This window comes from Streptococcus pluranimalium (assembly GCF_047785705.1).
GTDB classification, from domain to species: Bacteria; Bacillota; Bacilli; order Lactobacillales; family Streptococcaceae; genus Streptococcus; species Streptococcus pluranimalium_A.
In genome coordinates this window covers 1-13,340 of sequence record NZ_JBLOJV010000012.1, presented here as the reverse complement: position 1 = coordinate 13,340, position 13,340 = coordinate 1, and the positions used below count along the sequence as shown (strand labels likewise).

The window sequence follows — 13,340 nt, the reverse complement described above, 5'->3', positions numbered from 1 at the left end:
AGTCAGCCTTGCTTCTTTTTATGATTGGTAGTTTTTGATGACCTTATAGTTTTTAACTATAGATTGACCTAAAAAATAAGCATTTTTCATAAATCCTTTTTCGTGTTAAACTAAGGGTATCTTAAATTTAAAGGAGATAAGAAAATGAGATTAAAAAAATGGTTAGGTATTGGAACAATCGCGGTAGCGTCAACTATTTTATTGATAGCCTGTCATTCAAAAGCAGATGACGACACTATTGTTGTCAAAGTTGGTACAATGGCCAAAAGTGATTCTGAAGAAGCTCGTTGGGATAAGGTTGAAGAATTACTCAAAGATAAGAAAATTACGCTCAAATACACCGAATTTACAGATTATTCACAGCCCAATAAAGCTCTTGAGAATGAAGAAATTGATGTCAACGCCTTTCAGCATTATAACTTCTTAAATGAGTGGAATAAGAAAAATAAGACCTCATTAGTAGGTATTGCTGAAACCTATATCACCGCTTTTCGTCTTTACTCCGGTACTGAAGGTGGTAAAAATAAATACACTGATGTCAAGGATATTCCTAACAATGCGACCATCGTCATTCCAAATGATACGGTCAATGAGAGCCGAGCTCTTTATCTGTTACAGTCAGCTGGTTTGATTACACTAGGCGTTTCAGGTGATACTTTTGCTACACTAGATGATATTACTAAAAATGAAAAGAATTTAGATATTGTAGAAGTGGATGCAGCACAAACAGCACGTCAACTACAATCTGCAGATGCCGCAGTGATCAATAATGATTTTGTGGTAGAGGCAGGTATTGATCCAAGTAAAGCCATTTTTATCGAGCCTAAGGGTGATAATGCGAAACAATGGTACAACCTCATTGTGGCTAAAAAAGATTGGAAAAAGGCCAAAAATGCTGATGCTATTCAAAAAGTGATTGATGCTTATCGAACGGATGACGTCAAAAAAGTCATTAAAGACAGTTCACAAGGCTTGGATGAGCCAGTATGGTAAATTAATGCTATTATAAAAAATAAGCTAGGAAATCTAGCTTATTTTTGATGTCTTTCTCTATCTAAAAGTATTGAAATACAATATTATAGTATTTTACGTAATTATATTTTCGTAATAAATGCGTCGGAAAATCTTTAATCATATTAAAATCATGTCTTCTTTATAGCTTATCCAAGGCATTTTTTTGCTCATCATTTACGATATGTGTGTAGAGATCTGTTACCTGGGTTGAGGCATGTCCCAGCTGGTGACTGACTAAAACTTGTGATTTGGTTGCATCATAGAGTCTAGTAGCTAGTGTGTGACGCAGTTTATGAGGAGTCACCCGGATTTTAAAGGCTTGTGAGTATTTGGCAACCATTTTTTCAACACTTGAGGCATCAATGCGATTGGTCTTTCCTCGGTATTCTGTTAAAAAGAGGGCAGTGTCTTGTTTTTCAGCCTTGTAGCGATGGTTACGGATGGCTAAATAGGCGTCAATATAAGGTTTAGCAAAAGCAGCAATATTGACAGCGTCACGTTTACCACCTTTTCGGATGACCTCAATGATCATCATGTTGTTGTTGAAGTCTTTTAAATCAAGATTAACAGCCTCCGAAAGACGCACACCAGATGCCAGTAGTAGGGCAATAATGGCTAAATCACGTTCTTTATTTTTTTGGAAAGAGGCTTTAGCACGATTGGATAGTTTGTTCTGGTATTCACAATCTATATAGTCTAAGAATGCCATGCTCTCATCGCCAAGAAAGAGTTTTTGCTTCATCGTTTCAGCTCTGGAAGCCAAGGTTTCCTTTTTCTTTTTAGTCGCTATTTTTTTCATCACATTGCGATAAAAATAAGGCTCACCTTGTTCATTTTCAACTTCCTCAGTCAGGTATTTAAAAAGACTGGACAAAGCTGACAAGGTTCGATTGATAGTGGTCTGAGAAAGCCCTTGCTTGTTTGAATAGGTATTAAGAGATGGCCGTTCACGTAAGAGTAGAACAAAAGCTTCCATATCTTTTTTTGATAAATGCTCTAAAGTAGCCAAGTCAATATCAACAAGCTGGTCAGCATTAGAAATACCAGAGTCAATGAGCCATTCAAAAAAACGACGGTATTCTTTAAGGTATTCGTACAAGGTTGTAAAACTATAGGGCACAGCGAGCTTGGACTGGTAGTATTCTAAGACAAACCAGGGCATGATAGTTTTCAACTCATCGATTTTCTTGAGCAATAATTCACGTTTCATAAGATCAATTCCTTTATATTCGTTAATAGAAGTATAGCATGGTTTCCTACATTTTTCAAGAAAATTATAGTTTTTCGGAAAGATATAAGTGAAAAACTAGCAAATAACACTTAACTCATCCTTTTACAAAGTCAATGTATAAAACTCCTCAAATCGTTTATCTGAGGAGTTTTATTAGGATTAGTTTATTTGTTTGAGATGGTTGTAGATTTCTAAAAAGGAATCAACGATGAAGATAGATAAAGCTATGGCTCCAGATACTAAAATGGATTCGATTAAGTTTTCTCCGGCTAACTGAGGATTGTCTTGGATATAATAATAAGCGATGCGATAGACTCCTGCTCCAGGTACTAAGGGAAAGAAACTAGGGATATAAAAAACCGTTACTGGAGAGGCTAAACGTCTCGCTGATAGTTGAGATAAAAGAGCAATGACAATTCCTCCTAATAAGGTCGCCACAGCATTATCCATGTGATCTAAGCATAAGAGATAGACAGCGTAACCTGCAGCACCAATAATACCTGTGTAATAGAGTAGATGCTTGGGGGATTCTAGCAATACTCCTGCCGTAATGGTTGCAAGAGAGGCTCCTAACATTTGAAAAAGAAAACTTCCTATCATGATATGATTCCTTTCGCAATAAAAAGCCCTAAAGCGACACCGACACCTAGGCTGACAGCAATGGTCAGGGCTTCTACAATTTTAGCAACTCCTGCTCCGTAGTCCCCTTTAAACGAATCTCGAAAGCCATTTGTGAAGGCTGTTCCTGGAAAGAGAGGCATGAGGACAGAGATGATGGCCAGGTCTAGAGCAAGATCTGACGCTCCAGTAACTTTTGTGACAATAGGCATCACAATCGCCACTACCATAGTCGCAAAGATGCCATAAATAAAATCATTGAGATTGAGCCAGGCACGAATCGGATAGGTTGCTATCAATAATAAGGAGGCAAGTATGGACAACAAAACGGTACTCGTATCGCCACCTAATAAAACCGCAAAAGAAACAACTAATAACAGAGTGGCTAAGTAAGTGCTTTTTGACGAATAGGTTTTTCGATTGACTCTTTTAAGCCTTTGATAAGCCTCTTTTAAGGCTAATTTGCCATCGGTAATATCTCTTGAGATTTGGTTGACATCATGGATTTTAGTCAAATGGGTGGCACGTTGAGAAATACGCTTAACATAGGTAATTGGTTCGGAAAAATGAGGCCCATCAAGCGTGATAAAAAGCCCCGTTGTATTGGCGAAAACATCAACTGTCGGTAGCTGACTAACTGATAAAATCCTCTCGACAGTATTTTCCACCCGATAGGATTCTGCATTAGACTCGAGCATAATGATGCCAGCTAAAGTAGCTACCTTGACGAGCATCTTATAGTGATTTTCTTCCATACCAGTCCTTTCCAATCGCTTATGATCTGTTGTTTCACTCTTTTTTGATCTCATGGGTGACATCACTTAGAAGACCATCCTTGATGCGATAAACCTTGTCACAGTCTCTGATCATGCGTTGATCATGGGTGACCATGATAATAGCTTTTTTCTTTTCCTTGCTTTCTTTGGCTAGCAGTTTGACCACATCATAGGCTCTATCAGTGTCTAAGCTAGCGGTGGGCTCATCAGCCAAAATCAAGGCTGGATCATTGTATAAAGCCCTTGCAATAGCCACTCGTTGGCGTTCTCCACCAGATAGTTCTTCTGGTAATTTATCTGCCAGATGACGGATCCCTAGTTCCTCTAAAAGGTTTGTAGCAACTTCGGTTTGACTAGATCGGTTAATGTTATCTACTAACTGCAGATGTTGCTGAACGGTTAAAAAGGGAATCAAGTTTGAAGCTTGTAGAATGAAACCAATATCTTGGTAACGGCGTTTGGAGCGTTCTTTTTCTGACAAAGTTGAGTAGGAATAATTGTTGATGAGAACCTCTCCCGAGCTAGGGGTCTGTAAACCACCTGCAATCGTTAGAAAAGTTGATTTACCTGAGCCAGATGGTCCGATAATAGCGACAAATTCACCGGCATCAATATGAAAGGTTGTTTCCTTCAAGGCTTCGATGGTTTTACTACCATCCTTGAAAAACTTTGTGACCTGTTTTAAGGTTAATACTGACATGCTTTTCCTTTCTAACTAATCGCAGTGAGTGGGTCTATCTTGACTACTGACCTTACTGAGAAAAGAGTTCCTAATAAGGCAAAAAGAATTAAACTGATACCAATAGCTCCATACAAAAGCCAATTACTTTGAAAAGGAACGGCAGATGGGAGTCCTAGAGAAGTCAGCCAAGTCCCCATTAAGGCTAGACTAGTACCTGCTAGACTCAATAATAAGGTTTGAGCCATGACGGCCTTTCCGATGTAAGCGTTTGAGATCCCTTGAACTTTCATCACGCCTAAAATAGGGGCTTTTTGGATGGTTAAAACATACATAAAAATCCCAATCACAACAGAGGCAATAATGATTAAAAAGCCAATCATAAAACCAAAAGTCAGTAGTTGAGCCTTGTAGCCGGGCAATTTTTGGATAAAATCAGTAACTGGCAGTTGCTTTAGCGCATCTGGCGATGAAGTAACTTCTCCTCGAACAAGGACAGCGTTAAGCCGCGCTTGCTGATCAGGATTAGTGACGAAGAGATGATTAAAGGCTGTTTGACTCAGGTAAATAACGGGTGCAACACTAAACATGGCCTGATTGGTATAACCGACAATGGTCAGGTCTTGGTCAGTGCTGGCTAGGTAGAGCTTATCGCCAAGTTGAAAATGTTTATTTTGAGCCAGTGATTGATCAATAACAACCTCATTAGCATTCTTAAAAAGCCTTCCCTTAACAATGTTGGGAGCTAAAAAACTGTCCGCCTCAATGCCAAATAAGGATACTTTTTCCTTATCGTCGTCTTTAGGATTCTTAATGGTCCAAGCAGAGCTTGCCATCTGGCTTAAAATTGCTTTTTGATCAGCCTGGACTTCTTCTGCTAGGGTTGGTGAAAAAGTAGAAGCTGATAAGAGGTCATTGGCCTCTTTATTGAGTAAAATCGTGTCAGCTTGCCATTTATCAACGGCAGAACGGTTGGCCTGCATCAGACCAAAAGCTAAGCCAGTTAAGAAAAACATGAGGTAAGCAATTAAAAAAAGCAAGCCTAATATCAAGCCATACCTCAATTTGGCTTGTTTGATTTCATTTAAAGCTAAAAACATGATGAACCTTTCTTTATTATAGATAGTCATTAACAACTAATCTTCATTATAAGCATTAAGACAGTGAGCGTCAATGGTAATGTTTCAAAAGAGATGATCGCAAGCTTTTTTCTAAATAATGTCAAAAAAGACCAAAAGAGATTTTGTCTTAGTCTCTTTTGGTGGTATCGGTTGAGTGTTTTTTCACTGGTATTACCAGATGTAATAGTTGCCTTAAAGCACGATTTGATTATAAGATGTGCTAAATGCTTTATGGATAGCATCAGAAGCTTTCGCGTAACTGGTTTCTTCTTGCAAAACAGCTTTTACAATAGTTCGTTCAGTCGCTGCTGCATCTGTACAGGTGACAAGGGTTAGCTCACTTTGACCGGCATGGTCATCAATGACGGCGACTTCAGTAGGAGCCACAATCTGAATGCTCGTAATCTTGTAAGTAAAGACCTTGTCCTTATCCGTCAAATAAATGGCCATCCCGTTTTTAGCGCGCTCCAAGGGTGAAAACAACATGTCAGATGATCCTGTCATCCCAAAAACATGATGACTGGCCAGGGCATAATTATTTTCGCCCCCCATGACTTGATTTTCCTTCATTGTACCAGCACCGTAGGTTAACTCTGTGTTGCCCAAACCTTTAAAAATAGGCAAGTTAATCCCCACATCTGGAATGGCTATACCCCCAATAACAGGTAGTTGCTGAGTATTCATTTGGGCGGCTAGGACAGATTCTGTGCTGATGGACTGCACCTCATCAAAAGCAAAACTGGTCTCAGCCTTTTGATTTTCTTCAATGGTTTTCTTGCTCACACGCTCTACCTGATATTTATTGGTATTATGAGCAATCAAGCTATTACGGATTGCTTTATTAAAAATCAAAGCAACTCCAGTGATAATCAATAACACTATTAAAAAATTTCTGACGAAATCAAGAAAGGTCGATTTCTTTTTTTGACTCATTTTATTCCTCAGTTTCTAAATGATTAGTAATGTCTTGGTCCGTTTCGATAGCAACCAAGGCAAACGTTGCTAGGATTGAATTATCATCAAGTCTCATGAGACGAACACCCATGGTAGCGCGACCTGTTTGAGAGATATTGGCAATATTGGTCCTAATAAGAACGCCTTTATCGGTAATCAACATGACATCTTGCTCACCAGATACGGTCACAAGGCCAGATAGACCTCCATTTTTAGCCGTAATATTAGCTGTCTTAATCCCTTTACCGCCACGTCCCTTAGTTGGGTACTCACTAGCAGGTGTGCGTTTGCCATAACCGTTTTCAGTGACCACGAGAACCTCTTGGGTATCTGTTATCGTGGCAGCACCAACGACGTAGTCTTGATCACGCAGTTTGATACCACGTACACCAGCTGCAGTACGCCCCATGCTTCGAACCACCGATTCATTAAAACGAACAGCGTAGCCTGACCGTGTACCAATAATAATATCATCCTGACCAGTGGTCACCAAAACATTGATCAGTTGGTCTTTGTCTTTAAGGGTCAAGGCTTTAAGGCCATTTTGGCGAATATTATCAAAGTCAGCTGTAGGAACACGCTTGACTAGCCCGGCCTGAGTGGTGAAGAAGAAATAATGCTCTTTGATATCTTCTTTTCGTGCATTGATCATGGTCTGAATCGTCTCACCCTCATCTAATTTTAACAGATTGACAACAGGCAAGCCTTTGGCAGTCCGACCATAATCTGGGATTTCATAGCCTTTGAGTTTATAGACACGTCCTAGGTTGGTGAAAAAGAGGAGTGTATCGTGTGTGCTTGTTGAGACTAGCTGCGAGACGAAGTCATCATCATTGACCCCCGTTCCTTGAATGCCACGACCGCCACGTTTTTGGGCACGAAATTCATCTTGAGCCAGACGCTTAATATAGCCTTTGTTAGACAGTGTAATGAGGACATCCTCTTCTTCAATAAGGTCCTCATCTTCAAGAGATAGGACTTCTCCTACCATCAGCTCGGTACGACGTTTGTCGTTAAACTTGCGCTTGACCTCGTCTAACTCTTCCTTGATGATGGTAATCACACGTTCTGGTTTTGCTAAGATATCAGCCAAGTCAGCAATTAGTTTCAAGAGGTCATCGTATTCTAATTGGATTTTATCACGCTCTAATCCAGTCAAACGACGAAGGCGCATGTCTAAAATCGCTTGGCTTTGACGCTCACTTAGGGCAAAACGAGTCATCAACTCTGCTTGTGCCTCACTGTCGGTTTGACTATTACGGATAATAGCGATAACCTCATCCAGATGATCAAGTGCAATCAATAAACCTTCTAAGATATGAGCACGACTTTCAGCCTTAGCTTTATCAAATTCCGTACGTCTAACCACCACTTCTTTTTGGTGGGCAATGTAATTATCCAGAATTTGACGCAAGGTCAAAATCTTAGGCACACCATTTTCGATAGCTAACATGTTAAAACTAAAGTTTGTTTGTAGGCTAGTCATTTTAAAGAGGTTATTGAGGATCACATTTGCTGAAGCATCTCGCTTGACCTCAATAACAAAACGGACACCTTCTCGGCTGGATTCATCACGAACAGCAGTGATTCCTTCGATGCGCTTTTCCTGAGCAAGTTTGACGATATGTTCATGCACCTTGGTTTTATTCACCATATAGGGAAATTCGGTTACTACAATACGCTCACGCCCAGCCTTTGTCAGCTCAATATGCGTTTTTGAACGCAAAACAATTGAGCCCTTACCTGTTTCATAGGCACGATGGATACCAGATTTACCCATAACCATGGCACCTGTCGGGAAGTCAGGTCCAGGTAGAACCTCCATCAAATCACGTGTCGTAACCTCAGGATTATCCATCACTAGCTTAACAGCATCAATGGTTTCACCGAGATTATGAGGAGGGATATTAGTCGCCATTCCAACCGCAATACCTGTTGCGCCATTGACCAATAAATTGGGGAAACGTGCTGGCAAGACAAGCGGTTCATGCTCACTACCATCGTAGTTATCTTGGAAATCAACGGTGTTTTTGTTGATGTCACGCAACATCTCAAGAGCGATTTTACTCATGCGTGCTTCAGTGTAACGCTGAGCGGCTGCTCCGTCACCATCCATAGAACCAAAGTTTCCATGACCATCGACAAGCATGCAACGATAAGACCACCACTGTGCCATTCGAACCATCGCATCATAAATGGAACTGTCACCATGAGGGTGGTATTTACCCATGACATCACCAGTGATACGAGCTGACTTTTTATGCGGCTTATCTGGAGTGACACCCAATTCATTCATGCCATACAAAATACGACGATGGACAGGCTTTAAGCCATCCCTAACATCTGGAAGTGCACGTGCTACAATAACACTCATGGCATAGTCAATGAAACTGTTCTTCATTTCGCTAGTCAAATTGACACTAACAAGGTTTTTATCTTCCATTTTTTTCTCTTTCTCTAAGCATTTCTACTTACTATTATACCATAATAATGAGGATTTTTGGGGTCTTAGGCTTAACCTAAGTCATATCTGTTTAGCAATTATCTAAGAGATTGGATTTTCCAGGAAATACGTGACATTTATCACTAAAAATGATAGAATACACTTGTATAGGGGAAACGCCCTTTCAAAAAAATAAGGAGATGTTCACATAATGACTACAACTAAACAACACAAAAAAGTTATCCTTATCGGTGATGGTGCCGTAGGATCCTCTTATGCTTTTTCTCTTGTCACTCAAGGTATTGCTCAAGAGCTTGGCATTATTGAAATCCCGCAATTGTTTGAAAAAGCTATTGGTGACGCCGAAGACCTTAGCCATGCACTTGCCTTCACATCCCCTAAAAAAATCTATGCCGCACAATACTCTGATTGTGCCGATGCTGATCTAGTCGTTATTACAGCAGGTGCACCACAAAAACCTGGTGAGACTCGTCTTGACCTTGTTGGTAAGAATCTTGCCATCAACAAATCCATTGTAACTCAAGTTGTTGCCTCAGGTTTTAAAGGTATTTTCCTCGTTGCCGCTAATCCAGTTGATGTGTTGACTTATGCTACATGGAAATTCTCAGGATTCCCTAAAGAACGCGTCATTGGTTCAGGGACTTCACTTGATTCTGCTCGTTTCCGTCAAGCGCTTGCTGATAAACTAGGACTTGATGCTCGCTCAGTCCACGCCTATATCATGGGTGAGCATGGGGACTCTGAATTTGCTGTTTGGTCACATGCCAATGTGGCTGGTGTGAACCTTGAAAACTTCCTGAAAGATAATCGTAACCTTAGTGAAGAGGAATTGGTTAAATTATTTGAAAGCGTTCGTGACGCTGCTTATTCAATCATCAATAAAAAAGGAGCAACCTTCTATGGTATCGCTGTAGCATTGACACGTATTACAAAAGCAATCCTTAACGATGAAAATGCTGTACTGCCACTGTCAGTCTTCCAAGAAGGTCAGTACCCAGGTGTAGAGGGTATTTTCATCGGTCAACCAGCAGTCATTGGCGCAAATGGTATCGTTCGTCCAGTTAATATCCCATTAAATGACGCTGAGCAACAAAAAATGAAAGCATCTGCGGACCAACTAAAAGACATTATTGAGGAAGCTTTCCAAAATCCAGACTTTCAAAACGTCTCATCAAACTAAGCATTAAACGCAAAAAGACTCTTTCTTAGGAGTCTTTTTGTCTTGTTCTCAAGTGAGGTCTTAAATGAATTCAAACTTAAGCTCGCTGGTTGCTCTAACCAGTCCTTTTTCGTGTAGGGTTTCTGCGATTTGAACAGAGTTCCAAGCAGCTCCTTTGAGCAGATTATCCGAAACAACCCACATATGAATGCCATTTTCCTGATCCAAGTCCTTTCGAATACGACCAACAAAGGTATCACGACTGCCTACCGCATTGATCGCTTGAGGGTAAAGTTGTTGGCTGGTATCATCTTCCAAGACAGCTCCTGGAAAGGCCGCAATGGCAGCTTTGACAGCCGTAATTGGAGCAACTTCTTTGGTCTCAATATAGATAGACTCAGAGTGTGCTGATAAAACAGGGATACGAACACAGGTTGCTGAGACAGAGATGTTATCATCTGCCATGATTTTTTTGGTCTCCATGGTCATTTTCATCTCTTCATAAGTATAATCATTGTCAGTGAAAAGGTCAATTTGTGGTAGGGCGTTAAAAGCAACAGGATAATGCTTTTTATCGCCACCAGAAGGAAGGATCTCAGCCGTCACTTCTTTAGGGTTAATGCCATCATTTAAGACTTGACGCAATTGGTTTTTAGTCTCATTTATAGCTGATTGACCTGCTCCTGACACAGCCTGATAAGTGGATACAATAATACGATCTAGGCCCCATTTTTGGCGGATTGGCTCAAGGGCTACCATCATTTGAATGGTGGAGCAGTTAGGGCAAGCAATGATGCCCTTATGGTTTTCCATAGCATAAGCATTGACCTCTGGGACAACCAAAGGAACGTCAGGATGTTGCCTAAAATAAGAAGTGTTATCAACCACTACTGCTCCTGCCTGAACAGCATAGGGAGCAAACTTAGCAGAGGTTGCTCCTCCAGCTGAGAAGAGGGTAATGTCAACCCCTGCAAAAGTATCTTGGCTTGTGACTTCAACGGTCACCTCTTGTCCCTTAAACGACAAGACTTTACCTGCTGAACGATGGGATGACAAGTAGCGAATCTTATCAATCGGTAGGGTCGACTCTTCTAACATCTTAATCATTTGTGTCCCAACAGCGCCTGTAGCACCAACAACTGCAATAGTATATCCCATAATGAACTCCTTTTTCTTTTGGAAAATAAACATCTCTGTTTTCTAAGACTCTATAAAAAGCAACCATCAACTCGTAGTAAGACTTATCCAAAGATAAAACAGATATTCATCAAAACCAGTCAATCGATGTTTAAAGAGCCTAATTGATCTTAGTTTTCATTATACTATGTTTCAGCTAAAATGCAATGTTTGGGAAATTAAAAAATCCTCTGTCCTTGGACAGAGGATAGGGCACGATTATCGTGAGGTAAGAAGGTTCACACAACTTACCAAGGTCGGCTTCCTGCCTGATGACCTCCCAGCGCAATAGTGGTTAAAACCACAATCGACTCATCGCATGACTCTATCATAACATAGATCAGAATCAATGGCAAGAAAATACTACTATCAAGTCAACCAACAGAATTTTCTTATCTGATGCTGATACTACTCTACATTAAAGGAGCCATGGTCTTAGCGATCGTTCCTATTAACTTGGTGATTAAAGGTCTCTTGTGGACATCTTTTAAGGTCACCAGATGACTTTGCAACAATGTGTTTTGGAAATCTTGCTCAATATGAGGAATGCAAGCGACTTGATACATGTAAGCGGCACATTCAAAATGATGATACAAACTACGGTAATCAAGATTGATTGTTCCTACGACAGCTTTTTGATGATCACTAACAAAAACTTTTGCATGGATAAAGCCTGGAGTAAACTCATAGACTTTGACGCCAGCCTTGATTAAGGAAGCATAGTAGGTTTTAGCAAGTGCATTTGGAATTTTTTTATCCGGGATACTTGGCATGATGAGTTTGACATCAACCCCGCGCTGAGCTGCAAATTTAAGAGCATGGGCTAATTCACCATCCAAAATCAAATAAGGAGTCATGATATGGACATAATCTCTTGCCTGATTTAAGATATCGATATAGACATTCTCACCAATTTTATCATCATCTAGTGGGGAATCTCCATAAGGAATAATAAAGCCATTATGAGGGCGTGCTTCATGCAAGGGCAAATATGGCTCAACAGAAACCTCTTCTTGATTGGCGTGCCATAGTTGCAAGAACAAGATGGTAAAGGTATCAACAGCTCTACCTTTGAGCATAATAGCAGTATCCTTCCAATAACCAAATCGTTCAATATGATTGATGTATTCATCTGCTAAATTGATGCCACCTGTGAAAGCCACCTTACCATCGATGACCAATATTTTACGATGATCACGATAGTTATAATAAGTTGAGATAAAAGGAGATAAAGGAGCAAATGCCTTGGCTTTGATACCAATTTTTTCCAGACGATCAGTATAATCAAAACTTAGGGTTGAAAATTCAATCATGCCATCATACATGACACGTACTTCAACTCCTTCTGCTACTTTTTGCTCCAAAATAGCCAGTATCTCACCCCACATCAAGCCTTCAGAGATGATAAAGTACTCTAAGAAAATATAATGTTTGGCCTTACGGAGTTCTTCTTTAAGGGCTTTGAATTTCTCCTCGCCAGAGCTAAAATAAGTCACATCTGTTTGACGATAGACAGGAAAATGCCCACTCGAATGTTCTAAATAGGAGACCAGATTATAATTACTAGAGTGACGTTTTTTTAGTTCTAACACGGCTTCTGAATCCTGTATCAGGTAAGGCTGTGTGGCATCAATGGTTCGTTGAATACCTGCTTTCATGGATTTAAAACCAAAATCTTGTTTGGTATAAATCAAAAACAAGGTTCCTATCAAGGGAAAAGGAACGAGTATCAACAACCAAGTGATTACGGCTGTCGAATCCATGTCACTATTGATCAGATATAAAACGGTCAAAATGGAAAGGATAATCTCAAAAACCTCAAAATGGACTTTGTAGGTTTGAAACCAGTGATATGAGGCAACCAAAAAAAGAAGCTGAAAAATCAACAAAAGCGCAATTACTGTTGTTCGACTAAAAATCCCCCTAAAAACACCACGTTTCCCACGATCTAATAACCGAATGACTCTCTTTTTTTTAGAAATGGTTCTATCCTCTCAATCTAATGATGACTATAACTATTATAACAAAAAATCAGTCAAAACAGATGGTAAAATAATCATTTTTGAGAAAAAATCTAAGAACCTGTATTCACAAAAAAATGTTAAACTAAAGATATGACACGAAAAGCATATGATACTGATTTAACCT

General features: G+C 39.9%; 11 protein-coding genes. 2 read left to right on the top strand and 9 right to left on the bottom strand.

Translation table 11 applies throughout. The features are described from left to right. The first annotated feature begins 144 nt into the window (after positions 1 to 144). Positions 145 to 993, top strand: coding sequence for a MetQ/NlpA family ABC transporter substrate-binding protein (locus ACMZ6Z_RS04625; RefSeq protein ID WP_416131433.1), 849 nt, complete (start codon positions 145 to 147; stop codon positions 991 to 993). Between the two features lie 160 nt (positions 994 to 1,153). Here ACMZ6Z_RS04625 and xerS read toward each other — a convergent pair whose 3' ends face one another. The 7 genes from xerS to gyrA all read right to left on the bottom strand — a co-directional run bounded on the left by xerS (position 1,154) and on the right by gyrA (position 8,836). After that, complete coding sequence (gene xerS / locus ACMZ6Z_RS04620; RefSeq protein WP_416131432.1) at positions 1,154 to 2,224, bottom strand: tyrosine recombinase XerS; 1,071 nt, start codon at positions 2,222 to 2,224, stop codon at positions 1,154 to 1,156. A gap of 180 nt (positions 2,225 to 2,404) precedes the next feature. Continuing rightward, complete coding sequence (locus ACMZ6Z_RS04615) at positions 2,405 to 2,845, bottom strand: threonine/serine exporter family protein (RefSeq protein ID WP_416131431.1); 441 nt, start codon at positions 2,843 to 2,845, stop codon at positions 2,405 to 2,407. Beyond that, on the bottom strand, positions 2,842 to 3,618 hold the full coding sequence (locus ACMZ6Z_RS04610; RefSeq protein WP_416131468.1) for a threonine/serine exporter family protein: 777 nt from the start codon (positions 3,616 to 3,618) through the stop codon (positions 2,842 to 2,844). The genes ACMZ6Z_RS04615 and ACMZ6Z_RS04610 overlap by 4 nt, the downstream gene beginning before the upstream one ends. A 34-nt stretch (positions 3,619 to 3,652) precedes the next feature. Next, a complete protein-coding gene (locus ACMZ6Z_RS04605; RefSeq protein ID WP_416131430.1) occupies positions 3,653 to 4,339 on the bottom strand; it encodes an ABC transporter ATP-binding protein in 687 nt (228 codons plus the stop codon). A gap of 11 nt (positions 4,340 to 4,350) precedes the next feature. After that, complete coding sequence (locus ACMZ6Z_RS04600) at positions 4,351 to 5,418, bottom strand: ABC transporter permease (RefSeq protein ID WP_416131429.1); 1,068 nt, start codon at positions 5,416 to 5,418, stop codon at positions 4,351 to 4,353. A gap of 213 nt (positions 5,419 to 5,631) precedes the next feature. Then, complete coding sequence (locus tag ACMZ6Z_RS04595; protein WP_416131428.1) at positions 5,632 to 6,372, bottom strand: class A sortase; 741 nt, start codon at positions 6,370 to 6,372, stop codon at positions 5,632 to 5,634. A gap of 1 nt (position 6,373) precedes the next feature. Then, entirely contained in the window at positions 6,374 to 8,836 is a 2,463-nt protein-coding gene (gene gyrA / locus ACMZ6Z_RS04590; RefSeq protein ID WP_416131427.1) for a DNA gyrase subunit A, read from the bottom strand. Positions 8,837 to 9,047: 211 nt separating this feature from the next. Between gyrA and ACMZ6Z_RS04585 the strand changes: the two genes are divergently transcribed. Next, positions 9,048 to 10,037: an L-lactate dehydrogenase gene (locus ACMZ6Z_RS04585; protein ID WP_416131426.1), complete on the top strand. Its 990-nt coding sequence runs from the start codon at positions 9,048 to 9,050 to the stop codon at positions 10,035 to 10,037. Between the two features lie 60 nt (positions 10,038 to 10,097). Here ACMZ6Z_RS04585 and ACMZ6Z_RS04580 read toward each other — a convergent pair whose 3' ends face one another. Beyond that, positions 10,098 to 11,174, bottom strand: a complete 1,077-nt coding sequence (locus tag ACMZ6Z_RS04580) for an aspartate-semialdehyde dehydrogenase (protein ID WP_416131425.1) — start codon at positions 11,172 to 11,174, stop codon at positions 10,098 to 10,100. A 431-nt stretch (positions 11,175 to 11,605) separates the two neighbouring features. Then, on the bottom strand, positions 11,606 to 13,174 hold the full coding sequence (gene cls / locus ACMZ6Z_RS04575; protein ID WP_416131467.1) for a cardiolipin synthase: 1,569 nt from the start codon (positions 13,172 to 13,174) through the stop codon (positions 11,606 to 11,608). Positions 13,175 to 13,340: the final 166 nt, after the last annotated feature.

What these genes read in the sequence shown, in the direction of transcription:
- ACMZ6Z_RS04625 (WP_416131433.1), top strand. Translation starts at nt 145, where the DNA reads ATGAGATTAAAAAAATGGTTAGGTATTGGAACAATCGCGGTAGCGTCA.
- xerS (WP_416131432.1), bottom strand. Translation starts at nt 2,224, where the DNA reads ATGAAACGTGAATTATTGCTCAAGAAAATCGATGAGTTGAAAACTATC.
- ACMZ6Z_RS04615 (WP_416131431.1), bottom strand. Translation starts at nt 2,845, where the DNA reads ATGATAGGAAGTTTTCTTTTTCAAATGTTAGGAGCCTCTCTTGCAACC.
- ACMZ6Z_RS04610 (WP_416131468.1), bottom strand. Translation starts at nt 3,618, where the DNA reads ATGGAAGAAAATCACTATAAGATGCTCGTCAAGGTAGCTACTTTAGCT.
- ACMZ6Z_RS04605 (WP_416131430.1), bottom strand. Translation starts at nt 4,339, where the DNA reads ATGTCAGTATTAACCTTAAAACAGGTCACAAAGTTTTTCAAGGATGGT.
- ACMZ6Z_RS04600 (WP_416131429.1), bottom strand. Translation starts at nt 5,418, where the DNA reads ATGTTTTTAGCTTTAAATGAAATCAAACAAGCCAAATTGAGGTATGGC.
- ACMZ6Z_RS04595 (WP_416131428.1), bottom strand. Translation starts at nt 6,372, where the DNA reads ATGAGTCAAAAAAAGAAATCGACCTTTCTTGATTTCGTCAGAAATTTT.
- gyrA (WP_416131427.1), bottom strand. Translation starts at nt 8,836, where the DNA reads ATGGAAGATAAAAACCTTGTTAGTGTCAATTTGACTAGCGAAATGAAG.
- ACMZ6Z_RS04585 (WP_416131426.1), top strand. Translation starts at nt 9,048, where the DNA reads ATGACTACAACTAAACAACACAAAAAAGTTATCCTTATCGGTGATGGT.
- ACMZ6Z_RS04580 (WP_416131425.1), bottom strand. Translation starts at nt 11,174, where the DNA reads ATGGGATATACTATTGCAGTTGTTGGTGCTACAGGCGCTGTTGGGACA.